The 24,780-nt window shown below is 41.0% G+C and carries 24 protein-coding genes; 20 read left to right on the plus strand and 4 right to left on the minus strand.

Annotated elements, in window-relative coordinates; translation table 11 throughout:
- The first annotated feature begins 127 nt into the window (after window positions 1-127).
- A complete protein-coding gene (locus tag AADY36_RS06475) occupies window positions 128-2,407 on the plus strand; it encodes an acyl-CoA dehydrogenase (protein ID WP_342408690.1) in 2,280 nt (759 codons plus the stop codon).
- Window positions 2,408-2,466: 59 nt separating this feature from the next.
- Here AADY36_RS06475 and AADY36_RS06480 read toward each other — a convergent pair whose 3' ends face one another.
- Complete coding sequence (locus AADY36_RS06480; protein WP_055196833.1) at window positions 2,467-4,836, minus strand: EAL domain-containing protein; 2,370 nt, start codon at window positions 4,834-4,836, stop codon at window positions 2,467-2,469.
- Window positions 4,837-5,027: 191 nt separating this feature from the next.
- On the opposite strand from AADY36_RS06480, the gene pyrC reads away from it, so the two are divergent.
- The 10 genes from pyrC (at window position 5,028) to AADY36_RS06530 (ending at window position 14,182) form a co-directional block, all read left to right on the plus strand.
- A complete protein-coding gene (pyrC, locus tag AADY36_RS06485; protein ID WP_055196831.1) occupies window positions 5,028-6,074 on the plus strand; it encodes a dihydroorotase in 1,047 nt (348 codons plus the stop codon).
- Window positions 6,075-6,414: 340 nt separating this feature from the next.
- A complete protein-coding gene (locus AADY36_RS06490) occupies window positions 6,415-6,624 on the plus strand; it encodes a cold-shock protein (protein ID WP_036967526.1) in 210 nt (69 codons plus the stop codon).
- Between the two features lie 435 nt (window positions 6,625-7,059).
- Window positions 7,060-7,674 carry a response regulator transcription factor gene (locus AADY36_RS06495; RefSeq protein WP_063705929.1) on the plus strand — a complete coding sequence of 205 codons (615 nt, stop codon included), beginning with the start codon at window positions 7,060-7,062 and terminating at the stop codon, window positions 7,672-7,674.
- A 474-nt stretch (window positions 7,675-8,148) separates the two neighbouring features.
- A complete protein-coding gene (locus AADY36_RS06500; RefSeq protein ID WP_054551560.1) occupies window positions 8,149-8,919 on the plus strand; it encodes a DUF3450 domain-containing protein in 771 nt (256 codons plus the stop codon).
- 6 nt (window positions 8,920-8,925) lie between these two features.
- Window positions 8,926-10,290, plus strand: coding sequence for a MotA/TolQ/ExbB proton channel family protein (locus AADY36_RS06505; protein WP_054561743.1), 1,365 nt, complete (start codon window positions 8,926-8,928; stop codon window positions 10,288-10,290).
- Entirely contained in the window at window positions 10,290-10,814 is a 525-nt protein-coding gene (locus AADY36_RS06510) for a MotA/TolQ/ExbB proton channel family protein (protein WP_054551558.1), read from the plus strand. The genes AADY36_RS06505 and AADY36_RS06510 overlap by 1 nt, the downstream gene beginning before the upstream one ends.
- A 14-nt stretch (window positions 10,815-10,828) precedes the next feature.
- The gene (locus AADY36_RS06515; RefSeq protein WP_054551557.1) at window positions 10,829-11,233 is read left to right on the plus strand and encodes an ExbD/TolR family protein; all 405 of its coding nucleotides are present in this window, start codon (window positions 10,829-10,831) and stop codon (window positions 11,231-11,233) included.
- A complete protein-coding gene (locus AADY36_RS06520; RefSeq protein WP_054561742.1) occupies window positions 11,233-11,850 on the plus strand; it encodes an energy transducer TonB in 618 nt (205 codons plus the stop codon). Before AADY36_RS06515 ends, AADY36_RS06520 begins: the two co-directional genes overlap by 1 nt.
- A gap of 11 nt (window positions 11,851-11,861) precedes the next feature.
- The gene (locus AADY36_RS06525) at window positions 11,862-13,121 is read left to right on the plus strand and encodes a hypothetical protein (RefSeq protein WP_055021542.1); all 1,260 of its coding nucleotides are present in this window, start codon (window positions 11,862-11,864) and stop codon (window positions 13,119-13,121) included.
- Window positions 13,122-13,177: 56 nt separating this feature from the next.
- The gene (locus tag AADY36_RS06530) at window positions 13,178-14,182 is read left to right on the plus strand and encodes a hypothetical protein (RefSeq protein ID WP_342408691.1); all 1,005 of its coding nucleotides are present in this window, start codon (window positions 13,178-13,180) and stop codon (window positions 14,180-14,182) included.
- Window positions 14,183-14,196: 14 nt separating this feature from the next.
- Here the strand turns inward: AADY36_RS06530 and AADY36_RS06535 are convergent, their stop codons facing one another.
- Window positions 14,197-14,532: a TraR/DksA family transcriptional regulator gene (locus AADY36_RS06535; RefSeq protein ID WP_054561739.1), complete on the minus strand. Its 336-nt coding sequence runs from the start codon at window positions 14,530-14,532 to the stop codon at window positions 14,197-14,199.
- 51 nt (window positions 14,533-14,583) lie between these two features.
- Window positions 14,584-15,561, minus strand: coding sequence for a tRNA-dihydrouridine synthase (locus AADY36_RS06540; protein WP_342408692.1), 978 nt, complete (start codon window positions 15,559-15,561; stop codon window positions 14,584-14,586).
- 173 nt (window positions 15,562-15,734) lie between these two features.
- On the opposite strand from AADY36_RS06540, the gene AADY36_RS06545 reads away from it, so the two are divergent.
- The 9 genes from AADY36_RS06545 (at window position 15,735) to AADY36_RS06585 (ending at window position 23,958) form a co-directional block, all read left to right on the plus strand.
- Window positions 15,735-16,274 carry an HvfA family oxazolone/thioamide-modified RiPP metallophore gene (locus AADY36_RS06545; RefSeq protein WP_054561737.1) on the plus strand — a complete coding sequence of 180 codons (540 nt, stop codon included), beginning with the start codon at window positions 15,735-15,737 and terminating at the stop codon, window positions 16,272-16,274.
- A 54-nt stretch (window positions 16,275-16,328) separates the two neighbouring features.
- Entirely contained in the window at window positions 16,329-17,192 is an 864-nt protein-coding gene (locus tag AADY36_RS06550; RefSeq protein WP_054561736.1) for an HvfB family MNIO-type RiPP peptide maturase, read from the plus strand.
- Window positions 17,185-17,943 (plus strand): HvfC family RiPP maturation protein, encoded by a 759-nt coding sequence (locus AADY36_RS06555; RefSeq protein ID WP_342408693.1) that lies wholly within the window; start codon window positions 17,185-17,187, stop codon window positions 17,941-17,943. Before AADY36_RS06550 ends, AADY36_RS06555 begins: the two co-directional genes overlap by 8 nt.
- Window positions 17,944-18,028: 85 nt before the next feature.
- The gene (locus AADY36_RS06560) at window positions 18,029-18,151 is read left to right on the plus strand and encodes a hypothetical protein (RefSeq protein WP_254907726.1); all 123 of its coding nucleotides are present in this window, start codon (window positions 18,029-18,031) and stop codon (window positions 18,149-18,151) included.
- Between the two features lie 161 nt (window positions 18,152-18,312).
- Entirely contained in the window at window positions 18,313-18,858 is a 546-nt protein-coding gene (gene apt, locus AADY36_RS06565; RefSeq protein ID WP_054551549.1) for an adenine phosphoribosyltransferase, read from the plus strand.
- A 3-nt stretch (window positions 18,859-18,861) separates the two neighbouring features.
- A complete protein-coding gene (gene dnaX, locus AADY36_RS06570) occupies window positions 18,862-21,300 on the plus strand; it encodes a DNA polymerase III subunit gamma/tau (protein ID WP_342408694.1) in 2,439 nt (812 codons plus the stop codon).
- Window positions 21,301-21,359: 59 nt separating this feature from the next.
- On the plus strand, window positions 21,360-21,686 hold the full coding sequence (locus AADY36_RS06575) for a YbaB/EbfC family nucleoid-associated protein (protein ID WP_054551547.1): 327 nt from the start codon (window positions 21,360-21,362) through the stop codon (window positions 21,684-21,686).
- 10 nt (window positions 21,687-21,696) lie between these two features.
- Window positions 21,697-22,305, plus strand: coding sequence for a recombination mediator RecR (gene recR / locus AADY36_RS06580; protein ID WP_054551546.1), 609 nt, complete (start codon window positions 21,697-21,699; stop codon window positions 22,303-22,305).
- Window positions 22,306-22,755: 450 nt separating this feature from the next.
- Complete coding sequence (locus tag AADY36_RS06585) at window positions 22,756-23,958, plus strand: tyrosine-type recombinase/integrase (RefSeq protein WP_342408695.1); 1,203 nt, start codon at window positions 22,756-22,758, stop codon at window positions 23,956-23,958.
- Here the strand turns inward: AADY36_RS06585 and AADY36_RS06590 are convergent.
- Complete coding sequence (locus tag AADY36_RS06590) at window positions 23,955-24,725, minus strand: hypothetical protein (protein WP_342408696.1); 771 nt, start codon at window positions 24,723-24,725, stop codon at window positions 23,955-23,957. The two genes, AADY36_RS06585 and AADY36_RS06590, sit on opposite strands and share 4 nt — an antisense overlap.
- Window positions 24,726-24,780: the final 55 nt, after the last annotated feature.

The raw sequence follows: 24,780 nt of genomic DNA on the forward strand, positions 1-24,780 counted from the left end.
AATAGCAGTGTCTTAGTAAACAACAAACTGCCTAGTTGAAAACAACCTAAGTAAGAGCTGCTTACGTTGTATTTATGGCACGATCAGTCATACTTGAAGCAGTTAATTAAAATAAAAGGATTGCACAATGACGACCGTAATCATTCTGTTACTGGTTGCTGTGATTGTAATTTTTGCGGTGAAAGACATTCGCCTCAATCTTGTCACACGACCTACGTTTAGTATGTTTAAAAAAGTTTTGCCGCCGTTATCGCAAACAGAACGTGAAGCTATGGAAGCAGGTGATGTTTGGTGGGATGGTGAACTATTCAGTGGTAACCCTGATTGGCAAAAACTGCATCGTTTTCCTAAACCTGAACTCAGCGAAAAAGAACGCGCATTTATGAGCGAGCAAGTCGAAACCTTGTTAGCCATGCTTGATGATTATCAAATCGTGCAAAAAGATAAAGACCTACCAAAAGAAGTGTGGGACTACCTAAAAAAAGAAGGATTTTTTGCGTTAATCATTCCTGAAAAATTTGGTGGTCGCGAGTTTTCGGCGATTGCAAATTCAACCATCGTATCGAAAATTGCCACTAAGAGCTTAACCGCTGCGGTCACCGTAATGGTGCCCAATAGTTTAGGTCCAGGTGAATTACTCCTTCATTATGGTACTACCGAGCAACAAGAGCGTTGGTTGCCAAGCCTGGCTAAGGGTGATGATGTGCCTTGTTTTGCATTAACGGGTCCTGAGGCTGGGTCTGATGCAGGCAGTATTCCTGATACAGGGGTGGTTTGTAAGGGCATGCATAATGGTGAAGAAGTGATTGGTTTAAAACTTAACTGGTCAAAACGTTATATCACCCTTGCGCCAATTGCCACAGTGCTGGGTCTTGCATTTAAAATGTACGATCCTGAGGGCTTATTAGGAGATAAAAAAGAGCTTGGCATTACGTGTGCGCTTATTCCAACTGATCACGAAGGTGTACAAACAGGTGAGCGTCATTATCCGTTAAACATGGCATTTATGAATGGCACAACATACGGTAAAGATGTGTTTATTCCGCTTGATTGGATCATCGGTGGTGAAAAGGGCGCTGGTCGAGGCTGGCGTATGTTAGTTGAATGTTTAAGTGCGGGCCGCGGTATTTCGTTACCGGCACTTAGTACAGCCACTGGCCACTTGGCTTCAAGAATGACATCAGCCTATGCAACCGTTCGCCAACAATTTGGTGTGTCAATTGGCCAGTTTGAAGGTGTTCAAGAGGCGCTTGCTCGCATTGGTGGTTTAACTTACACCTTAGAATCAGCAAGGCTAATGACCGCAGGGGCGATTGATTTAAAATTGAGCCCGTCTGTGGTTACCGCTATAGCTAAGTACCATATGACTGAAATGGGCCGTACAGTAATGAATGACGCTATGGACATTCATTCGGGTAAAGGTATTCAAGTCGGGCCGAATAACTATCTAGCTCATGGCTATATGGGGATCCCGGTATCGATTACCGTTGAAGGTGCAAATATTCTTACTCGTAATTTGATGATCTTTGGTCAAGGTGCCACTCGCTGTCATCCGTTTGTTTTAAAAGAAATGGAAGCAGCAGCAATGGAAGACCATGATGTTGCCTTAAAAGAATTTGATTCATTACTACTGCAACATATTTTATTTGCTGGCAGTAATGCAGGTATGGCATTTGTGCACGGTTTAACACGCAGTTACTTCGCTAAAGCCCCTGTATGTGGCGCAACTACTGTTTACTACAAACAGTTAAGCCGCATGAGTCGTGGTTTAGCATTTTGTACTGATGTTGCGATGCTAGTATTAGGTGGTGAGTTAAAACGCAAAGAGATGATTTCGGCGCGTTTAGGTGATGTGCTTAGCCACTTATATCTTGCTTCATGTGTACTGAAACGTTATGAAGATGAAGGACGCCAGCAAGCTGACCTGCCATTTGTGCAATATGCTGTTGAGCACTCGTTATTCTGCATTGGTCAGGCATTCGACGGCTTCTTTAAAAACTTCTCTAATCCTGTGGTTAATTTTTTACTAAAACGTATTGTGTTCCCACTTGGTAATCATTACCACCGTCCAAGCGATGAGTTAGCTCAAACTATGTGTGAACACATGAGCAAACCAGGAGTCTTTAGAGATAGATTAACCCACCTTTGTTATGTCGATGAAAATGCAGGGACTGGTGTAATGGAAAATGCCTTTTTAGCCATGATTGATACTCATGAAGACTTTAAGCAGCTTCGTAAATGGCAAAAAGAAGGCACTATTGCCAAAAATCTTGAACTTGAGGGCGCAATTGCCGAAGCAAAAGAGAAAAACTTGATTAACGAAACCGTTGCAGAGCGCATGAATCAAGCCAATGAGTTACGTAAACAAGCGATAGCCGTTGATAACTTTGCACCTGGCGAGCTGTAACTTTTTGTAAAGTATAAACAAACTAAGCCTTGTATTTGCAAGGCTTTTTTATATTAGCATTATAGGCCGTGAGTGATGACTTTTTCTGCTTCACTGGCTGGCATGGGTTTCGCTTTTAAAAAGCCTTGACCAAACTTACATTGAGTTTGTTTTAGGATTGCCAATTGTTTTTCTGTTTCAATCCCTTCAGCAACGACATCGAGTTTTAACGATTGTGCTAATGATAAAATGGCATCAACCAAGGGGTTATGCGCTTTGTTTAAGTGGTCAATGAAACTTTTATCAATTTTCATTATGTGAATCGGTAATTGATGTAAATAACCAAGCGCTGAGTAGCCTGTGCCAAAGTCATCTAAACACAGTTTTACTTCAAGAGGCTCAAGGCCCTTAATGATTTTTGTTGCCAGCTCTAAATTGCCAATAAGGCCAGACTCTGTGATTTCTAAGCATAGTGAGCCAAGTGGCAATTTATATTGTTTGTATAAGGAATGTATTTGCGCTACAAAATCTAGGCTCGCAAAATGACGTGATGATACATTCACAGTAATGCGGCCAAATGCTTTTCCTTCACTCGTCCACTTTGCGATTTGCTTTGCAGCAAGCTCAAGCAAATGTAAATCTAGATTAATAATCTGGCCGGTGTCTTCTGCAACCGGAATAAAATCATTTGGCGAGACGAAGCCTTTACTTGGGTGGTGCCAGCGTACAAGTGCTTCAAAACCTACAACTCTTGTGTCTTGAATGGTAAAAATTGGCTGGTAGTAAAGCTCAAAATCGTCATGCTCAATACCATGCTGTAAATCATTTTCTATATCCGCATGATTTTTAAGTTTTTTACGCATGGTATTGTTGAAAAACTTAACCTTACCACGGCCAGATGACTTTGCCTCGTACATTGCTGCATCGGCATGCTGCAGTAGCTTGTATGCTTGATCGCGACTGCTTTCACAAAAGGCAACGCCTATACTGGTAGATGCTTGCAATAGGTGGCCGTCAATATTGAGAGGCTCTGTTAGTACCTGTTGAATGCGATCTAGAGCATCATTAATTTGTTGTTTATCGGTGATGTTTTCCATAAAGATGGCAAACTCATCCCCCCCTAAACGGGCAAAGGTATCGGTATTGCGAATGGTACCTAAGATCAACTCACAGATTTTTACCAAAAAGTGGTCGCCAACCTCATGACCTAATGAATCATTGATACTCTTGAAGCGGTCAAAGTCTAGATAGAGCAGGGCATGTTGGTGACGCTTATCGGCTCTTGCAAGGCGAAGGATCGCATGTTTAATACGTTCTATTAATAACGAGCGATTAGCAAGGCCGGTTAATTCGTCGTGAAGAGCGCGGTGCTCAAGCTCTTGTCTTGATAATTGACGATCTATTGCCATGCTAATTTGGCGGCTCACATACGTAAGTAAGGCACGGTCATGTTCGTCATAATGATAGCTTTTACTGTAACTTTGTACGGCGATAACACCACTAATGCGCTCATTTACTTTAAATGGCACACCCAGCCAAGACTCGGCCTGACGACCAACCATTTTAAAATGACCAGCATCAATATGCTGTTGAAATTCTTCTTTCGTAAAAAGTAAAGATTGGTCGATATTTAATAAGTAATAAGATGCGGTGTCTTTTAATTGTTCTTTCGATATTTTCTTATGCGCGTTAGAACGCACGCCTTCTTCGATAATGTAAACTAAATCAAGTACATCTAGTTGCTTGTCATACAGGCCAATGAAGAAGTTATCAGCCCTAAGTAAAGAGGTAATAATGCCGTGTAAAGATTCAAAGAAGCTATCTAGCTCGCTTGATTGATAGGTTAAGTTAGCAATTTGCAGCATCGAGCGTTCTAGCTTTTGCGCATCATTTAACTGCATCACAGTTTGCTGTAAGTCTTCTACGGTGCGAACTTGATTTATCTTGGCACTTAATAGATGCGCCACTGTTGATAAAATCTCTAAATGGGCGTCGTTGTAGTAATCTTTTTGCGGGTGCTCACAGTCAATGACACCCAGTACTTTTTCTTTATAAACTAATGGTACGCAAAGCTCAGAAAGAGCAGGGCGAGAGTCAGCGATATAACGTGGGTCTTCACTGACATCGCCAATCATTAACGGTTTACCAGTGCTTGCGACATACCCCGTAATACCTTGGTCAAAGCTAATTTCTGTTCGGTCGATATGGTAAGTATCGTGGCTGCTTGCTGTGCCAATAGACGCCATTTCTTTGAGGGTGCGAGTTTTGTCATCGGCTAGATAAATAACACACTCTATAAAACCTAGGCGGCTTACCACTTCTGACGTGACATACTCTAACAATTCTTCAACTGTGTCTAATTGCATCACAGATGATGAGAACTGATTAATAATATGTAGTTGGTCTGTTTTGACCTCAAGTGCAAAAGCAGCGTCTAAACTCTTAGGCATAGAATAAAAGGTAACCGAAATGTTGTATTAATTTATTACGTTAACCTACTATCAAACTATCCACAAAGTTATTTTCAAAAAAAACTGGAACTGGTGTAAACTAGGCACCTGAATATGAACTTGGGTAAATAAGCGAGGTTATTTGCTCAATGTTTACGCTATCCCCCTAACTTTAGCCGTGGAAACAAGCAATGTCAGATTTAAATTCGATGCAAACTCTAACAATTACACGCCCTGATGATTGGCACATTCATTTACGTGATGGCGAGCAACTCGTTGATACCGTTCGTGATGCTAGCCGTTATATGGGTCGCGCGATCATCATGCCAAACCTTGTTCCACCGGCAACCTGCACAGACACTGCGTTATCTTACTATGAGCGAATTAAAGCTGCGGGCCCACAAGGTAACTTTGAGCCATTAATGGTGCTTTACCTAACAGACAAAACTACACCAGAAGAAATCAAAAAAGCTAAAGCGACAGGTAAAATTGTTGCTGCTAAGTTGTACCCAGCTGGTGCGACGACCAACTCAGATTCGGGTGTAACATCAATCAAAAACATTTACCCTGTACTTGAGGCAATGCAAGAAGTAGGAATGTTGCTGCTAGTGCACGGTGAAGTAACCGATTCATCAATTGATATTTTTGACCGTGAGAAGGTATTTTTAGAAACAATTCTAGCGGACGTGGTAAATGACTTCCCGAGTCTTAAAATTGTGCTTGAGCACATCACCACGAAAGATGCAGTAGAGTTTGTTAATAATGCACCAGAGAATGTTGCTGCAACAATTACTGCTCATCACCTTCTTTATAACCGTAATCATATGCTAGCAGGTGGTATTCGCCCGCATTATTACTGCTTACCTATTTTAAAGCGTAACATTCACCAGCAAGCGTTAATTGGTGCTGCAACAAGCGGCAGCAAAAAATTCTTCTTAGGTACTGACTCTGCACCACATTACAAAGACAAAAAAGAAGCGGCCTGTGGTTGTGCCGGTGCATATACTGCACATGCAGCTATTGAGCTTTATGCAGAAGCGTTTGAAGAAGCGGGTGCTTTAGACAAGCTTGAAGGTTTTGCGAGTCACTTTGGCCCTGACTTCTATGGTATGCCACGAAACCAAGATACAATTACACTAGTTAAAGAGAGCTGGACAGTACCAGCAAGCTATAAACTAGGTGATTCAGAAGTGGTACCAATCAAAGCAGAAGCGCAAATGGATTGGCAAGTTAAGTAAGTTTTAGCAAGCTATAAATTGAGATTTAAAAGCCCATCTATTTGATGGGCTTTTTTCATTGATAATTAATTGTTTATAAATAGTACTGTCATATATTTTTGTTTAGGCAGTTGACCTTAAAATTATTTTCGATTAATAGAGCTAAAAGCAATTTAATGTGTTAGTCTTAAATTGCTTTGAGTTTTTGCGTATTGAATTTACGGATAATGTGCGGCTGTACGGTTACCGGTTTGGTTATTGGTTCTTCCTGTACTTTACCCCAAGTTTTTTGGGCATTCACTCAGGGAGGATAGAGCCATTATGGCTGAATTTTAATAATTGACTTACAGGAAAATTTGGTATGTCAAACACGGTTACTGGTAAAGTTAAGTTCTTCAACGAAGCTAAAGGCTTCGGTTTTATTGAACAAGAAAATGGCCCTGATGTATTCGTACACTTCAGCGCTATCACAGGTACAGGCTTCCGCACTCTAAGCGAAGGTCAGCAAGTATCTTTCGGCATCAAACAAGGTCAAAAAGGCCCTGAAGCTGAGAACGTAGAAGTAGCATAATTAATTATGCGAACCTAAGCATTTTGGTGAAACAGTTTCTGTTTCACCAAAAATTCATTTTTATCTCCTGCCAAACCCCGAGTTTTAACTCTCTATAAATAGTCATAAACTGTACCGAAATTATATTCCTCCAAAGGCATTGTTTAAGACTAAATTAATCAGCCAATAAGCTAGAACTTCGCATTCTATGTCCTAAAAGCTACTCTCCATAACTAAAGTATTATATGCTGTACCGATAGGATTTATTTAACATGACATCACCCGTTATGTTTAGTTTGTAGTTTTAATCGAACTCGAAAGTGAGCAGCTAAAAAAGTTTATAGTTATTTTTCACCAATCTAGAAATAACCCGCTAAACTTAAATTATCCACATGTGGAATAAATGCTGAGTAACTTATACTTGTTTGATGAAATATAATGAAGGTTTGCTAATCGATGAGCATAGGAAACAATATACTTTTGGTAGACGACCACCCGATGGTAGCAACAGCAATTAAAATGGTACTCGCTAAGTCTACACTAGTTAACGAAGTACAAGCTGTTGGAAGTCAAAAGGAAGCATTGCAGTTTTTAAAAAGTAATAATGTAGCGCTGGCAATTTTAGACATTGAGTTAGAAGACTCAGATGGCTTTAGTTTATATAAGCGCGCAGTCAGTAGTGGGTTTACTGGCAAAGTATTGTTTTTATCTGCTAAGCAAGACAAACATATTATTCGCACTGCAGCAAAGCTAGGCGCTCAAGGATTTGTTAACAAGGCCGAAAGCCTTGAAGATATCTCCTCCGCAGTTGAAATGATTTTGCGTGGCTATACTTTCTTTCCACAAGAGCACCTAATAGCGTCTGAAAAAGACATAGACGAGTTACTCACTGAACGTGAACTCGCAGTGATGAATTATCTACTACAAGGCTTATCAAACAAAGATATTGGTGAAAAACTTTTCATCAGTAATAAAACGGTAAGTACATACAAAGCGAAAATATTTGAAAAACTTGAAGTTGATTCAATTATCTCTCTCGCTAAGCTAGTTAAAGACCGCGCCGTATTTTAACTCTCTCACCCGTAGCGGTGAGAGATTTCAACTCTCTCATTCTTGTGTTTAGTGTCTGATTTGGCTGCTTATTGAGCGGTTAGATGTATTGAGTGCATAAAAATTCTTCAAAACAGATTTTTTAGATGAACAAAGTGAATTTTTTTTTCATTTTTCTTCAGCACTTTCAGATTTCATAAAATGTTACATTTATGTTTAAGGTTGAACCTAATATGAATGCAATGTTCGCCAGTAAAGGGCTATAGAAGTACCACATGAATACCTCTGTTATATTTTTGTTAATTCATTGTTTTGGTTATTTTCATCTCAACGACGAGTCACCAAATTTTTCCGATGAAAGCCGAACATCAAGTTGACAGACTCTGAAGCATTTAGCATTATTGGAGAGTTGATATCTATTAAAAGATATCAGGGTTGTCCTCTTCGGAGGATAATTAAATTATAAAAGTAACATTACTTAATTGGTTGGGAACTATGTCTGTTAAAATCAGAAAGAGTCTTGTAGCATCAGCGTTGGTTGGCGCTTTTGCATTTGCAAGCAGCAATGTGATTGCAGATCCTTTGAAAGATGTGCAAGATGCAGGTCAACAAATTCAAAAGGCTGCTGTTAAGTCTCAAACTAAAATTGACAATGTATATGGTCAAACTCAAGAGCTAATCGCTGAGTACCGTAGCGTTGTTGACGAAACTGAGCTAATGAAGGTTTACAACGATCACGTAGCACGTTTGGTCGCTGACCAAAACGCTTCAATCGAATCGTTTGACCGTCAAATCGCAACTATCGATAACACGAAACAAAACGTTGTGCCTTTGATGTATCGCATGATCGATACGCTTGAGCAATTCATCAAAGCGGACGTTCCGTTCAATCTTGAAAACCGTCTTGCACGTGTTGAAAGACTTCGTGACATCATGGCGTCAGCATCAGTTACTACATCTGAAAAATTCCGCCAAGTTCTTGAAGCTTACACTGTTGAAACTGCATACAGCTCAGCTGTAACTGCTTCTCAAGGTACTCTTGAGATTGATGGTAAGAGCATCAACGTTGACTTCGGTCGTTTAGGTCGTATCACTTACGTAGCTCAGTCTTTTGACCTTAAGCACGCGTGGGTGTGGGATAACAACACTAAACAGTGGAAAGAATTAGGTGAAGAATACCTAAAACCTGTTAAAGAAGTTATCCGTATGGCGCGTAAACAAGCGACATTAGAACTTGTTAAACTACCAATTTTTGGCGCGGAGTAATCAATAATGAAGAAACTATTTAAAGGTTTTGCTGTTGCAGCAGTACTATCTGTTTCTGCAGGTACCGCGCTTAATGCACACGCAAACACTGATGCTTTAGACAAAATTCTTGAGCAAGTTAAGCAAGAACGTATCTCTGAAGGCAAATTAAATAAGCAACGTGAACAAGAGTTCCTTTCAGCTCGTGCTGACAAGCAAGCGTTACTTAACAAAGCTAAAAGCGACCTAGCTGCTGAAAAAGCACGTGGTGACCGTTTAGCTAAAGAATATGCTCAAAACGAAAATACTTTAGCAGAAAAAGAGCAAGCTCTTTTAAATGCTCAAGGTACATTAGGTGAGATGTTCGGTGTTGTACGTCGTGCAGCTGCTGATGCAATCGGTTCAATCGAAGCATCACTTGTTTCAGCTGAAAAACCAGGACGTGCTGAAGTACTTCGCTCACTAGCTGCTGCGAAAGAACTTCCAACTGTTCGTGAACTAGAAGAGCTTTGGATTTCTCTTCAAACTGAAATGACTGAGTCAGCTAAAGTTTCAACTTTCGAAACTGAAGTTGCAGGTCTTGACGGTTCATCTTCTGTGAAGAAAGTAACTCGTATCGGTAACTTCAACTTAGTAACTGACGACGGTTATTTAATCTACTCTCCAGAAACTAAAGCGATTCAACCTCTAGGTAAGCAACCTGATAGCTACATCCTAGCTGGTATCAGCGATTTAGAAGGTACTTCTGCAGATAACTATGCTGGCGTATACATCGACCCGACTCGTGGCGCGATCTTACGTATCAACACGCAGAAGAAATCACTAATGGAATACTACGAGCAAGGTGCTGAAGTAGGTTACATCATCACATTACTATTAATTGTTGGTCTACTTATCTTCATCGTTCGTTTCATTGATCTTGCGCTCACTAGCACTAAGATTAAGAGCCAGCTTAAAAACCTTTCTACTCCGAATACAAACAACCCACTGGGTCGTATTCTTAAGGTATACGCTGACAACAAGAATCAAGACGTTGAAAACCTTGAGCTTAAACTTGACGAAGCAATCCTACGTGAAACGCCTCGCATCGAAGCTGGTATCAACATCATCAAGATCTTGGCAGCAATCGCTCCATTACTAGGTCTACTAGGTACGGTAATCGGTATGATCCTTACGTTCCAAACAATCACATTGTTCGGTACAGGTGATCCGAAGATCATGGCTGGTAATATCTCTCTAGCACTTGTTACTACAGCGTTAGGTCTAATTGCAGCTCTACCACTTATCCTACTTCACTCAATTGTTGCGGGTCGTAGTAAGTCGGTTTTACATGTCCTTGATGAGCAAAGCGCTGGTATCATCGCTGCTCACGCGGAGAAGGAGAAAGCCTAATGCTAGTCCTGATGGAGATCTGGGAATCTATCAGGGATTTTGTTGGCACAGGCGGCCAGGTATTATACGTGGTCGCGATAGCACTCTTTCTTATGTGGGTTTTAATGATTGAGCGCTATTGGTTCCTACTAGCTGAGTTTCCTCGTATGACGAAGAACATTGTAGCTCAGTGGGATGCCCGCCAAGACACTACGTCTTGGTACGCACACAGAATCCGTGAAGCATGGATTTCTGAAGCGTCTGAAAAATTAGATCAGCGTATGTTGTTGATTAAGACATTAGTAGCTGTTTGTCCTTTAATCGGCTTATTAGGTACTGTAACGGGTATGATCGCGGTTTTCGAAACCATGGCTACTCAAGGTACTGGTAACGCACGTTTAATGGCATCAGGTATTTCAATGGCAACAATCCCAACAATGGCTGGAATGGTTGCGGCACTATCTGGAGTATTCTTTAGCTCACGTCTAGAAGCGAGAGCGAGAATGGCGAAAGCTAAACTTGTAGATAGCATGCCTCATCACTAGAGAGAGAATTAAATATGGCACGTAAACAACGTTTTCGTGAAGAAGAAGAAGCAGCGGTTGACATGACGCCAATGCTTGACATCGTATTTATCATGCTTATTTTCTTTATCGTAACTACATCGTTCGTTAAAGAGGCTGGTATCGAAGTCAATAAACCTAAAGCAGCTGCAGCTACGAAGCAAAAAAATGCAAACATTTTTGTTGCTATCCGCGCTGACGGTGCGATCTGGATTGATAAACAACAAGTAGACGTTGAGCGTGTATCAGCTAAGCTTGAAAGTTTATTAGCAGAACAACCTACTGAAGTTGTAATTTTGCAAGCTGATAAAGAAGCAAAACACGGCGTAGTAGTTAAAGTTATGGACCAGATCAAAGCGACGGGTGATAACCTTAAAATTTCAATAGCTGGAGATCAGTAATGATTCGTTTTCTGTTTTCACTGATTGCAGGTGGGGCAGTTACTTTCGGCTTGTTCTACTTCATGGCGTACCTCATCTCCGGTGGAGCTGATCGTGCGACTGAACAAAAAGAACAGATTGTAGTCGAAATTATGACGAATCCGCCTGAATCTAAGGTGCAGGAGAGGAAGCGTGTTCCGCCTCCGCCTCCGCCACCGCCAAAGCAGCCGCCTAAGCCGCAGCCGCCTCAGCCGGAAAACAGCAACCCGAACACTGGTGGTTTGTCATTTAATATGCCAAGCATCGATGTGGGTAGCACAGCTGGTGGCCTAAGTGGTCCAGGTGCATTTGGACGTGATGGTGACGCGACACCTATCGTTCGTATTGAACCAAAATACCCTACGCAAGCAGCGCGTGATGGTAAAGAAGGTTGGGTACAACTTTCATTCACTATCAATGAAGTGGGTGGTGTAGAAGATGTTCAAGTGATCGACGCAGATCCTAAACGTATCTTCGACCGCGAAGCTAAACGTGCGCTACGTAAGTGGAAATACCGTCCGAAAATCATCGATGGTAAACCACAGAAGCAATTTGGTCTTCAAGTACAATTAGACTTTAAACTTAACCAAGGCAACTAAGGAGGCGAGTAATGAGAAATTTATCTAAAGTAACTGCACTTGCGCTTCTTATGTCTCTATCAGGTGTAGCTTTCACTGCACCTGCTTTAGCGGCGCCAGATTACGCGAAAATTGAAGCGCGTAAAAAAGCAAAAACTAAAGTTATGGGCGAGCGCGTTGGTAAGAAAGTTATTAAAGCGTTTGACTTGTACAATGAAGATAAGCTTGATGAAGCGATTGCACTACTTAAAGAAATTGATCCTTCAGATGATTTCGATAAGGCAACGGTTGATCGTTACTTAGGCCAAATGTACGCTCAAAAAGAGCAGTACCAATTGGCTATTAAGCACATCTCAGCGGCAGTTAAGCCTGACGTTTTAAACTTTGCTGACCAAGAGCAAGGCCTAAAACTTCTAGGTGATATGTACGCGGGTACTGAGCAATATGCAAAAGCAAAAGAAGCTTATGCAGCTTGGATGGACTTCACAGGTGAGGAAGACGACAAAGTTTATACACGTATTGCGCAAGCAAACTACGAGCTAAAACTTTACAAAGACGTACTTCCTGCTGCAGACAAAGCAATCGAATTGGCAAAAGAACCTGCTAAAGCTTCTTACCAATTAAAGTTAGCTGCCTATTTTGAACTTAAACAGTACAAAAACATGGTAGCAGTAGCTGAAGAGATTGTTCGTGTTTGGCCTGAAGACAAAAAAGCCTGGGTTGGTTTAGGTAAATACTACCTACAAACCGAAGACTTCAAGAAAGGTCTAGCGACCATGGAAGTTGCCTACAAAAATGGCTATTTTGAAAACGAAGTTGAATACAAAGTACTTTCTAACTTCTATTCGTTAAATGATATTCCTTACAAAGCAGCAGTCGTGCTTGAAAAGGCAATCAACGAAGAAAAAGTTAAGCGTAACAAGCAAAATATCAGTGCAGTGGCATCTAACTACCACCGTTCTAAAGATATTGAAAAAGCAGCTAAATACTATGAAGAAGCGGCTAAATTTGATGACGATGCAGAGCTTTATCGCAAAGCGGGTTCATTACTTTTACAATCGCAAAACTATAGTGCAGCCGTTGTTCGTTTGAACAAGGCATTAGAGTTAGGTTCTGACAAAAAAGGAACTATCTACTCTGATTTAGCTGAAGCTTACTACTACCAAGAGAAGTACAAGCAAGCTTACAACGCTATCACTAAAGCAATGGATGATCCGCGCACGCGTCGTTTCGCGAAGAGCTGGTCAACCTTCATCAAAGATAAAGCCGCTCGTAACGGTGTAAAAATCTAATTGATGTTGTTTTAAATTAAAAAGCCCCTCTGGGGCTTTTTTTATGGAATTTTAAAATGCTAAGACAGATCGTATTATTAGTTGTCGCAAGTGTGATGCTGATAGCTTGCTCTGAGCAAACATCAGGTTTCAAAACATTTCGTGAAGGGCAGCAAGCGCTGCAAACTATTAATAATTTATTATCGACTCAAGAACAGCAAAGTGAAGCTGCTAGCTGGCCTTTCTCAGAAAGTTATTTGCAAGCGCGTCATCAAGCTTATCAAGGACTAAAAGCGATTAAGTTAGATGTGTCACAACATGCGCAATTAAATTATTTAATTATTGCTGAGCGTTATCCTGAGCGTTACTTTGTATGGCCTGTACAACGTGATGTTATTAGCCAAGCTCGTTCATTAGATGACTACTCAGTAAATGCACTAGCTAACTGGCTAGAGTTAGTTGAAACGCAGTTAATTGCAGCTGAGCAAAGCAATCTGAAATTAAATAAAATCGAATTAACGCTTTTACATAATATGGTCAAATCGCACCTTGATAATAGCGATGACAGTGTACAAGCAGCACTAAACAAACTTAATCAATATTTAACTCAGTATAAACCGCGTACAAAACTTGGTTTAGTTGGTTTGGCAAACGGTAAAGATTGGTATCAAAGTAAACTTAATTACTTTAGTGGTGAAACTAAGCCACCTTTAAATTGGTTAAGTGAGATACAGGCTTCGTTAAAGCAATCGCAGAGTGCAGATTTTGTATTACCTGTATCAGACTCTCACGCTAAACCATTAGTAATGAATTATTTTGTAGAAAATCATCAGCACACAGGCCTTGATTGGCAGCTTGATTATCTCGACCCGCTCAAAAGTAAGCGTAAATTAACACAAGGGGAGCAATATTTCTGGCAAGTTATGATGGAAACTGACTTAGGTATTCATTATCACACGTGGAGTGAACAGCAAGCACGTGTCAACTTGATGAAGCGTTTAGGTGTAGATCAGCAGCAAGCTGATTGGTTAATTGAGGATATCGTGCTTTATCCTGCGATGAGCTTTATTTTTATAAATTAGTACAGCGCTGCGCTCTATGGAGCGCAACGTCGACAGCGTTGGCTTGCAGGATCTGCAAGTAAACGTTCGTCATCAATTTTTTCTTCACAATCACAGCAATAGCCATACTGCCCAATATCGATTTGGCATAGTGCTGCTTCTAACTTTTCTATTCGAGCAATCAATATTTGATACTCAGAACCGAGATTATTTGCTGTCAGCTCTAACCAGTCTGAAGGGGGATTATCCTTGAGTTGCGATAGCAGTTGCTGATGATAGGCTTGATCAGAATTAGCCAGCATATCGAGTAAACGTTGTCTAACCTGCGCAAGTTCCGCAGATAACTTTGTTTGAATTTCAGTATTGTTCATCGCTTTTCTTCCAAGTGGGCAATACTGGTATTATCAAACAAAATCGATTTGCTAATTATGATTTGTATCAATACTCGGCGCTTTCGCGTACTTTCTTAGTACATCTGCAACTTCATCTTTGGCTTTTAGACGGCGGATCTCATCAAAAAGTGCGTTAGCTTGTGGGTATTGGCGTTTTAAATAGCCGAGCCACTGCTTAGTACGAGAAGCAAAATACTTTTCACATTTGCTCTCGTCTTGATGCATAGATGAATGAATAATGTGGTATATCACATGCTCCCATAACATCGGAGTGTAATGCTCGTTTTCTGCATGAGATTTTATTTGTTTTGCTAAATCAGGCATCGCTAATGCACCACGACCAAGCATTAAATCTTGGCAATGACTGCGCTTTTGACAAAGCATGGCATCTTCAACTTGCCAAATTTCGCCGTTAGCAACGACCGAAATATTTTTATCTTTGATCAATGGCGGGATTTTTTCCCAATATGCCGGTGGGTTGTAACCATCTCTTTTAGTTCTGGCATGAATAGCAAGACTTGAAGCACCAGCGCTAACAACAGCATCAACAATTTCTTGGCTATTACTATCATCATCAAAACCAAGCCTAATTTTGGCACTAACTTCATGGCAAGGGTCAACAGCATCACGTACGGTTTTAATAATTTCGTACATGTGTTCAGGATCTTTTAACAGTACCGCACCACCTTTACTTTTGTTCACTGTTTTAGCAGGGCAACCAAAATTTAAGTCGATACCATGCGAGCCTAGGCGTATTGCTTTGACAGCATTTGCTGCCAAAGCATCGGCAACTTGACCTAGCAACTGAATACGCACTGGCGTACCTGCACGGGTATAGCCTCCTGTTTTTAGCTCAGGACAATAGCGATGAAACACGCGTTCGGGTAGTATGTCTTCAACGACACGAACAAACTCTGTTACGCATAAATCAAATCCACCTAAATCAGTTAGGAGTTGTCGCATTTTAAAATCCACAACGCCTTCCATCGGTGCTAAAACTAGTCGCATGATACCTGTTAACTCATCAAAAATTAGGACGCGTATTCTAGCTGTTCTGGATTGTTTTATAAATCGTAATTTGCATTCTTGGCACTTTCAGAAAATAATTATAAAAATTTTGAAAGTAATTTTTAGTTCTCGGGTCTTGTTTAATAACCCTTTATAAAAAAGAGAGTCATCGAATGAACACAGTTAAGAAAAATTCAATTGCATTAACATTAGGTGCGGTTGTAGTAGGTGCGTCAAGTTTTGCAGCCACTGATGCCAGTGCAAACCCATTTGAATTTCAGCAAATGCAAGCAGGCTATCAACTAGATGCCGCAGAAGGTAAATGTGGTGAAGGTAAATGCGGCGGCGATAAAAAAGCCGAAAAAGAAGGCAAATGTGGCGAAGGTAAATGCGGCGCAGACAAAAAAGCAGCTAAAGAAGGCAAGTGCGGCGAAGGTAAATGTGGCGCAGACAAAAAAGCAGCTAAAGAAGGCAAGTGCGGCGAAGGTAAATGTGGCGCAGACAAAAAAGCAGCTAAAGAAGGCAAGTGCGGCGAAGGTAAATGCGGCGCGGACAAAAAAGCAGCTAAAGAAGGAAAGTGCGGCGAAGGTAAATGTGGCGCGGACAAAAAAGCAGCTAAAGAAGGAAAGTGCGGCGAAGGTAAATGTGGCGCAGACAAAAAGAAAGCTAAAGAAGGTAAGTGTGGTGAAGGAAAATGTGGTTCTAACCACTAAACGCTTATTTAGCTTTTAAAAGGGCCGTAAAGGCCCTTTTTAGTAGGAGGTAGTATGTTAAAAGAATCAGTAGCTGATTTTGGGCAGGTTGGTTTAGGTTTGCGCCGAGAAATGCTTGATGAAATGCTCATTGATGTTCCAAAACCCATTGAGTTTTTAGAAGTTGCACCAGAAAATTGGCTCAAGCTAGGCGGGCGTTTTGGAAAACAATTTAAACAGCTTACCGAACAACATGCCTTTGTATGCCATGGTTTATCGTTATCAATTGGCTCACCTGCAGCGCTTGATATTGACTTTGTGCAATCGCTTAAAACTTTCTTTAAAGAGCATAATATTCGTTTATTCAGCGAACACTTAAGCTACTGCTCGGGCGAAGGGCATATGTACGATTTAATGCCCATTCCGTTTACTGAAGATGCAATTAAACATGTGGCCTCTCGTATTAGGCAAGTACAAGATATTCTAGAGCAGCCAATTGCCATCGAAAATGTCTCTTACTATGGCGCGCCCGGCCAACAAATGACTGAACTTGAGTTCACTAATGCGGTGTTAGAAGAAGCGGATTGTAAACTACTGCTCGACGTGAATAACATTTATGTTAATTCGATTAATCATGGTTATGACGCAGAGCAATTCTTAGCGGCGTTACCAACAAAACGTATTGCCTATGGGCATGTTGCGGGCCACTACACTGAGGCAGAAGATTTACTGGTTGATACCCATGGTGCGCCAGTTATCGATCCTGTTTGGCAATTACTTGAAAAAGCTTATGAAGTTCATGGGGTATTTCCCACCTTATTAGAACGAGATTTTAATATTCCGCCGATGAGTGAGTTATTAGCTGAACTGAAAACCATTGAAGCACTACAGCAAACAGCCAACAAACAAAACCAAGCAAGGGTGAAACACAGTGCCTAATCATTTTACCCAAGTGCAGCAAGCGTTTATGGCGCATATCCGCGACCCTCAGCAACATGCTAAGCCTAGTGATGTTGAAGAGCGCCGTATGGCGATTTATCGCGACTTATTTTTTAACAATGTGGATGGCTTTGTTAGCTCTGCGTATCCAGTACTAAAAAGTTTATATTCAGAGCAAGCTTGGCATGGCCTCGTTAGACAGTTTTTTAGCCAGCATGATTGTAAATCACCTTATTTTTTAGATATTGCAGGGGAGTTTTTGGCCTTCCTTGCTAATGACTATGAAGTGCAAAGCGATGATCCCGCGTTTATGTTAGAGCTAGCGCACTATGAATGGGTTGAGCTTGATGTATCGGTTGCTCAAGAGGTGCCAGAAGAAGTGAGCTTATCGGCTCATCAAGTGACAAGCTCTGCATTATTCTTAAGTTCGCTTGCGCGTAACTTGAGTTACAGTTTTCCTGTTCATACCATTAGTGTAGATAATCAACCAAGTGAACCCGCGGCACAACCAAGTTACTTTGTGGTTTATCGTGATAGCGATGACGAAGTACAGTTTTTATCGACAAATGCGATGACTGCATTACTTCTTAATATCATAGAATCTCAGCCGGGTGCAGATTTAAATGATATATGCCAAGCAGTTGCAGAGCATGCGCCTCAATTTAGCCAGGAGCAGCTGTATCAGGGAGCGCTCAATACCTTAAGTGCCATGGCAGAGCGCGGCATTGTGGTGACTAATACATTGGTTTAAAAATCGGCTAAAGCTCTTTATTGATGAGGGCAGTTCGACTATTATGTGCGCCTTATTTTGTCGTGCTTAAATAAAGGTAGTAACTATGTCGAATGATAAAGACTTTAAAGATCCGTTCAATGCAACTTATTTCATTGCGTTTTTAGCTGTATTCGGTGGCATTGGCTGTCTAAACGCTATTCTTGGTTGGATCACTTCTTTATCTTAATCTGCGTAAGCAAATTTAAGACAATAGGCTGCATAATGCAGCCTTTTTTATAGTTGATATTTCTTGTTAAGTGATTAATTTCGAAACTTGCTACCGACTTTCCCCTAAGGTGATGTTATACTCTCGAGCTTTGTTAGATAAACTTTTTGAGCAGTATAATTATGACTCAAGCAACTTCAACGCTCATCAAACAGAGCATTGCAACGATCGCTGATTACCCAAAGCCGGGCATTATGTTCCGCGACGTAACAACTTTAATGGCTAATGCTGACGCATTTAAAGCAACTATCGACAGCTTTATTGCAGCATATAAAGACCAAGGTTTTACAAAAATCATCGGTACTGAATCTCGTGGCTTTATCTTTGGTGCACCACTTTCTTATGCACTAGGTATTCCATTCATTCCAGTTCGTAAACCAGGAAAACTTCCTCGCGAAGTGATTTCACAAAGTTACCAATTAGAGTATGGTGAAGATATTCTTGAGCTTCATACAGACGCAATTGTCCCTGGCGATAAAGTGTTACTGGTAGATGACTTACTGGCGACAGGTGGCACAATCGAAGCAACTGCAAAATTAGTTGCTAAACTAGGCGGTAACGCAACTGATGCCGCATTTGTTGTTTCTTTACCTGAGCTGGGTGGTGAGCAACGAGTTGCTGATATGGGCATCAAAATCTTAAAGTTGGTTGAATTCGAAGGCGAATAATTAATGAGTTATCAGGTTCTAGCAAGGAAATGGCGACCACAAACCTTTCACGAGTTAGTGGGGCAGTCTCATGTTAAACAGGCATTGGTTAATGCATTAACACAAAATAGACTCCATCATGCTTATCTCTTTACTGGAACCCGTGGGGTGGGTAAAACAACCATTGCACGTATATTCGCTAAAAGCCTCAACTGCGATAAGGGTATCTCTGCTGAGCCATGCGGCCAATGTTCAAGTTGTACTGACATTGAAGCAGGCCGTTATATCGATTTGTTAGAAATCGATGCGGCATCACGTACCAAAGTAGAAGATACCCGCGAAATCCTTGATAACGTTCAATACGCACCAACACGTGGTCGTTACAAGGTATACCTAATCGATGAAGTTCACATGCTGTCAAAGCATAGTTTCAATGCATTACTTAAAACATTGGAAGAGCCGCCAGAGCATGTGAAGTTTTTATTAGCGACAACCGATCCGCAGAAACTGCCAGTGACGATTTTATCGCGTTGCTTACAGTTTAATTTAAATGCTTTGTCGCAATCAGAAATTCATGATCAGCTTGCCCATGTTCTTAATCAAGAGCAGCTAAGTTTTGATGATAAATCATTGTCTATTTTAGCTAAGGCAGCCGATGGTAGTATGCGTGATGCACTGAGTCTTACAGACCAAGCAATTGCGCAAACCAATGGCAATATTAATCATCAGGCTGTGCAAACTATGCTTGGCTTGATGGATACTCAATATAGCCAAACCATGTTAGCAGCGTTATTGTGCCAAGATGGCGATGCATTACTTCAAGAAGTAAAAGCGGTCGTTAGCCGAAACCCTAACTTTGTAGCTTTGCTCGACGATTTAATTGCCTTGACGCATCTTATTCAGCTTGTGCAACTTGTGCCTAGTGCAGCGGCACTTGATGATACTAACCGAGATTTTATTGAGCAGGTGGCACAAACCACTGATGCACAGCAGATGCAGGTTTACTACCAATTGCTATTAAATGGTAAAAAAGATTTGCAATGGGCACCCGATGCTAAACTTGGCTTTGAAATGATCATGTTGCGACTGCTTGCATTCCAACCTACGCAATTTGCACAAAGCCAAACACCAACGAATACCCAGCAACAGGTTAAGCCAAGTGGTGCCGGTGCACTGCGTGATATTTTGAAAAAATCTACGGCGCAACGTGAACAAGCAGCTTCAGAGCAAGCACCAGTTGCACATAGCTCTGCACAGACAACTGCTGTTCCTTCAGAGCCTCAGCCAACACAAGCTGAGCCTATTCAAGCAGCCAAGGCAGAAACGGTACATAGCCATGAGCCTGCCCTGCAAGTTGAAGCAACAGCAGAAGAGCAGCCTGATGTTGGTCAACAGCCTCAGCAATCTGTTGAAACTGCAATGGCCGCTGAAGTTCAACCAGCGCCTCAACACCAAGAGCAAAGCCACTCAGAGCAAGTGCCTGCAGATGAGTACTCATCACCAGAGTATTCTTCGCAAGATTATATGGACGATCATGATGCGCAAATGGACCCATCACTTGCTGCGCAATACGATGATGTCATGAATAGCGCCTATGATCAGGGCTTTACTGCCAATGAAGCATCTGCGCCTCAGCAACAGCAAACTGCACCTGCACAATTACAACAGCAGCAAAGTCAGGCGCAGTCGGCCATTGCTCGTATTTTACAAGATCGCAATATTTCAGGTGCCGGGCGTTTAAGTGGTGCACCAACGCAAACTCATGCTAAAGCAGAACCACAGCCTGAAGCTAAGCCCAAAGCAGAGCCGCCAGCGCAACAAAGCACAGCCACGACCAATATTCAGTCTCAGCAGCAAGCAATGGCTGCTGAAGTAAAAAAGCCCATCCCCCAGCAAACGGGGGAGAGCAGTAGTAAAGTAAAAAAAGTCGACTTTCGAGAAAAGCATCAAACAATCACCGAAAACTTAGCGCCAGAGTTACTTGAGCAGATCAATCCACAAAAAGCGCCAGAGCCAGTAGTTGAAGAAGCCAGTATTCCGATACCTGATGATTTTGAAAGCCCGATCAGCAGTATTAAATTTGCACACGAACAAGACGAATGGGCGTATTTAATTAAACGCATGGGACTGGGTGGTCGCATGCGCCAATTTGCGCTGCATTCAATCTTTACCAAGCAGAATAATCAGCTGCACATTGAAGTTGATTCATCACAGCGCCATTTAGATAGCGCAGTGCTTAGACAAAAGCTCAATGCCGCATTAAGTGAAATTTACGGCCATAATGTTGAGCTTAGTATCGAGTTTGCTGATGGCGTAATTGATTCACCGTACTTGATTCAACAAAAAATTGATGCGGGACGTCATCAACAAGCGATTGATGTAATAAATAGCGATGAAAATATAGTGCAATTTCAACAGTTATTTAGCGCTATAATCGATGAAAACAGTATTCAGGCATTGTAATTAGTTACAATAGCCCTTATCTTCATGCCAATTAAAGTAGTTTAGAAAGAGAGACAGTTATGTTTAAAGGTGGAATGGGTAACATGATGAAGCAAGCGCAGCAAATGCAAGAGCGCATGCAAAAAGCCCAAGAAGAAATCGCAAACCTTGAAGTTGTAGGTGAAGCAGGTGCAGGCCTAGTTAAAGTAACTATGCTTGGTAACCACAATGTTCGTCGTGTTGAATTAGATGACAGCCTAATGGAAGACGACAAAGACATGATCGAAGATTTATTAGCGGCAGCGTGTAATGATGCTGTTCGTCGTGTTGCTGAAGAAACTCAAGAGCGCATGAGCAAAGTAACTGGCGGTATGCAATTACCACCAGGTATGAAAATGCCATTCTAAGTGATTTTGTATGCAACTATCTCCTAGTTTAACACAGCTAATTGAAGCGCTACGATGCCAGCCGGGCATAGGTCCTAAGTCGGCACAGCGCATTGCTTTTCATTTGCTTGAGCGTGACCGTCAGGGTGGTAAACAGCTTGGCCATGCGTTAACCAAGGCAATGGATGAAGTAGGGCATTGTCAATCTTGTCGTACTTTTACAGAGCAAGCTGTATGCGATATTTGTTCAAGTGTTAAACGCCAAGATAGTGGTTTATTGTGTGTGGTCGAATCACCAACCGATGTACTCGCTATTGAGCAAACTGGTCAATACCAAGGTCTCTACTTTGTTTTAATGGGTCACTTGTCGCCAATTGATGGCATAGGACCAAAAGAAATTGGCCTTGATATTCTTGAAAGCAAGTTGCAGCAAGGCGGCATTAATGAGGTGATCCTCGCGACCAATCCAAGTGTTGAAGGTGAAACCACTGCCCACTACATTGCTGAGCTTTGTCATAAGTATCAGGTAGGTGCATCTCGAATTGCTCACGGTGTCCCTGTTGGTGGTGAACTCGACTTACTCGATGGTATGACATTGATGCACGCATTTAGCGGACGACGCGCCGTAAACCAAAATTAATACCGAAAATGGTATCAAAAGCCTGCTTTAAGCAGGCTTTTTTGTGTATAGCCCCCCAATTTAGCCGTAAATTTAATTTTTTGCCTTGAAGTTCAAAAAGCCTGCCCCATATAAAGAGTCATAGTGCAGATTAGACACTTTGTTAATTGGAGATTTACACAATGACTGCAGCACAAAAAGAAACATTAGGCTTTCAAACAGAAGTCAAACAACTATTAAACCTGATGATTCATTCAATTTAGTCATTCAGAACAATTAATTACCTCTCCGCAACAAACCTTCTTATTATATAAAATTCAATACGTTACATCGATTTTAAACGGCTTTAATCCGCACTGTTAACGACTGAAAAGAACTGTTATGCTTGGCAAGCGCGTACCAAGCTGTGTACCATAAATTTAAAACGGCAAATTTGGTACGCATTTGGTACACAGTTAGAGCGTGAGCATAATGAAAATAACAGCTGCAAAACTTAAAAGCATAAGTGGGAAACCTTATAGCGGAAAGCCTGAAGTCTCTGATGGTGATAATTTGTCACTGCGTATTTCACCTAAAGGAAAGATCACGTTTCAGATTAGATACAGGCTAAAAGGTAAGCCTGCACGTTATAAGATAGGCACATACCCTGAAATGAGCTTGGCGAATGCAAGAGAGGAATGCGAACGTCAAATGACTCAGGTTAGAAAAGAGTTAGATCCGCGGAACATGAAAGCGGTAAATAATGTCAGCATTGTTGAAACAGAAAACCCTACTTTAATTGACGCAATTAATTTTTGGTACGCACAATACTGCGTCAACATGCGCGATCGCCCACAAGAAATTTATAACCGTATCGTTTCCTGTATTAATGACGATTGGCGCAATCAATACGTTGCTGAAATTAGTAAGCATCACTTTTCTGTTCTATTTAAGCAAATGAATACCGATAGTATTGCTGCTGGCCGTGGCGATGGTTTTGCTTTTAACTCTATCATTGAGCTGCGTTCAGCTTTGCGTTTTTGTTTGAGACAAGCTTATATAACGAATGCTGAATTTGAGGCATTGCGTCCTGGTGACTTTGCGAATGATTACCAACCAAGAGAGCACTTCTTAACAATAAATGAGTGCCGACTTATTTGGTCTAATATTGACAACCTTGCTCTTACTGATAGAAACAAAGTTATCCTTAAATGCGCTATGATTTTTGGTTGTCGTATTAGTGAAGTGTATACAGCACATAAAACTGATTTTGATTTAGAAGAGAAATTATTCACCGTTAGGCGTGAAAATACTAAAGGTAAAACACAGTCAATTGTTAGACCTATCCCTGACATTTTGATTGATGACCTTCAATATCTAAAAGATCTTAGTCCTGGCTTCATTCACATGTTCCATAATCGTGGAGGGGATAAGCCGGCGAGTGGATCAAGTGTCAGCACAATAGCCAATACATGCTATGAAGAAATTGAGGGCGTAAGGCCATTCAGAATGCACGATTTTAGACGAACCTTATCAACTCACTTAACAGATGCAGGTTGTCCACTGCAGTTTACTGAGAAGCTCCTAGGTCATAAGATGAAAGGAGTGCTTGCCATTTACAATAAATCCCCAATGCTTGATGGTTTGACTGAGTGGCTTGATAAGTGGATAGCAATGATCACGGAAAGAATTTAATTTTCAGAATTGTAGTTACATTCAAGTTGAATTTTATTAAAGCGTGCTTCTTCTTCGTTTCTCCACTTATCATAAACTTCAGACTCCAAAGGGAATCGCTTAGGTTTTGTGATGCCGTATTTTCTTGTTGGCTTGTGTGGTTCAGGGTGATTTTCAGTCGGTGTTAAATATGGTTTTTTAGATGCAATAAATGTTGAGTCAATTATATGGATTGAGCTGGTGTTAATTGCTTTTACATTACTTTCACTTAATGACCAAAAAAATGAAAATGGGCCGCTGGAACCGATATAAGTAAGACAAGAAATACTGGTCTCATTCTTTCCATATTTCACGGTTTGTATTTCCATCTTAGCTTCCTTTATTAAGTGCGGGGCTAAAGAGGTTCTATTTAGAATGGTAAATGCTGTAAACGTTAGTATAAGAAAACCAACAAAAAAAACAGGACGTTTAAATCTATTTATTTTTTCACGGATGGGATCTAACATCCTAATTTCATCATTAACTAAGAAAAGCTCTAATAGCGTGTAAATTATCATACTGAAAGACAATAACAGCATAAAAATATCTAGCGATGCTGTTATCTTTCTGATGCCTAAAATTAGATAATCAGAAAAAGTTGCATAGGCAAAAAAATCAATTCCAAATGCTGAAAACAACTGATTTGTAGTGGATAAACTGACAATTAAACACAGCGCTAAAATTACACTTGAAAAAATAGCACTGTATGTTTTGAAGTTATCAATAAGGTGTTGGATATGGTTGTTCATAATTGCACTGTAGGATTAAATATCTCAATTTAACAGATTAAAGCATTAATAACAT

This window comes from Pseudoalteromonas sp. D15MCD-2 (assembly GCF_038562745.1).
In the GTDB taxonomy this organism is placed as follows: domain Bacteria; phylum Pseudomonadota; class Gammaproteobacteria; order Enterobacterales; family Alteromonadaceae; genus Pseudoalteromonas.

Coding starts and splice junctions, on each gene's coding strand:
- dnaX (WP_342408694.1), top strand. CDS start 18,862: ATGAGTTATCAGGTTCTAGCAAGGAAATGGCGACCACAAACCTTTCAC.
- AADY36_RS06560 (WP_254907726.1), top strand. CDS start 18,029: ATGTCGAATGATAAAGACTTTAAAGATCCGTTCAATGCAACTTATTTC.
- AADY36_RS06540 (WP_342408692.1), bottom strand. CDS start 15,561: ATGCGACTAGTTTTAGCACCGATGGAAGGCGTTGTGGATTTTAAAATG.
- AADY36_RS06585 (WP_342408695.1), top strand. CDS start 22,756: ATGAAAATAACAGCTGCAAAACTTAAAAGCATAAGTGGGAAACCTTAT.
- AADY36_RS06545 (WP_054561737.1), top strand. CDS start 15,735: ATGAACACAGTTAAGAAAAATTCAATTGCATTAACATTAGGTGCGGTT.
- AADY36_RS06535 (WP_054561739.1), bottom strand. CDS start 14,532: ATGAACAATACTGAAATTCAAACAAAGTTATCTGCGGAACTTGCGCAG.
- AADY36_RS06505 (WP_054561743.1), top strand. CDS start 8,926: ATGAAGAAACTATTTAAAGGTTTTGCTGTTGCAGCAGTACTATCTGTT.
- AADY36_RS06550 (WP_054561736.1), top strand. CDS start 16,329: ATGTTAAAAGAATCAGTAGCTGATTTTGGGCAGGTTGGTTTAGGTTTG.
- recR (WP_054551546.1), top strand. CDS start 21,697: ATGCAACTATCTCCTAGTTTAACACAGCTAATTGAAGCGCTACGATGC.
- AADY36_RS06510 (WP_054551558.1), top strand. CDS start 10,290: ATGCTAGTCCTGATGGAGATCTGGGAATCTATCAGGGATTTTGTTGGC.
- apt (WP_054551549.1), top strand. CDS start 18,313: ATGACTCAAGCAACTTCAACGCTCATCAAACAGAGCATTGCAACGATC.
- AADY36_RS06590 (WP_342408696.1), bottom strand. CDS start 24,725: ATGAACAACCATATCCAACACCTTATTGATAACTTCAAAACATACAGT.
- AADY36_RS06500 (WP_054551560.1), top strand. CDS start 8,149: ATGTCTGTTAAAATCAGAAAGAGTCTTGTAGCATCAGCGTTGGTTGGC.
- AADY36_RS06515 (WP_054551557.1), top strand. CDS start 10,829: ATGGCACGTAAACAACGTTTTCGTGAAGAAGAAGAAGCAGCGGTTGAC.
- AADY36_RS06520 (WP_054561742.1), top strand. CDS start 11,233: ATGATTCGTTTTCTGTTTTCACTGATTGCAGGTGGGGCAGTTACTTTC.
- AADY36_RS06530 (WP_342408691.1), top strand. CDS start 13,178: ATGCTAAGACAGATCGTATTATTAGTTGTCGCAAGTGTGATGCTGATA.
- AADY36_RS06525 (WP_055021542.1), top strand. CDS start 11,862: ATGAGAAATTTATCTAAAGTAACTGCACTTGCGCTTCTTATGTCTCTA.
- AADY36_RS06475 (WP_342408690.1), top strand. CDS start 128: ATGACGACCGTAATCATTCTGTTACTGGTTGCTGTGATTGTAATTTTT.
- AADY36_RS06495 (WP_063705929.1), top strand. CDS start 7,060: ATGAGCATAGGAAACAATATACTTTTGGTAGACGACCACCCGATGGTA.
- AADY36_RS06575 (WP_054551547.1), top strand. CDS start 21,360: ATGTTTAAAGGTGGAATGGGTAACATGATGAAGCAAGCGCAGCAAATG.
- AADY36_RS06490 (WP_036967526.1), top strand. CDS start 6,415: ATGTCAAACACGGTTACTGGTAAAGTTAAGTTCTTCAACGAAGCTAAA.
- pyrC (WP_055196831.1), top strand. CDS start 5,028: ATGTCAGATTTAAATTCGATGCAAACTCTAACAATTACACGCCCTGAT.
- AADY36_RS06480 (WP_055196833.1), bottom strand. CDS start 4,836: ATGCCTAAGAGTTTAGACGCTGCTTTTGCACTTGAGGTCAAAACAGAC.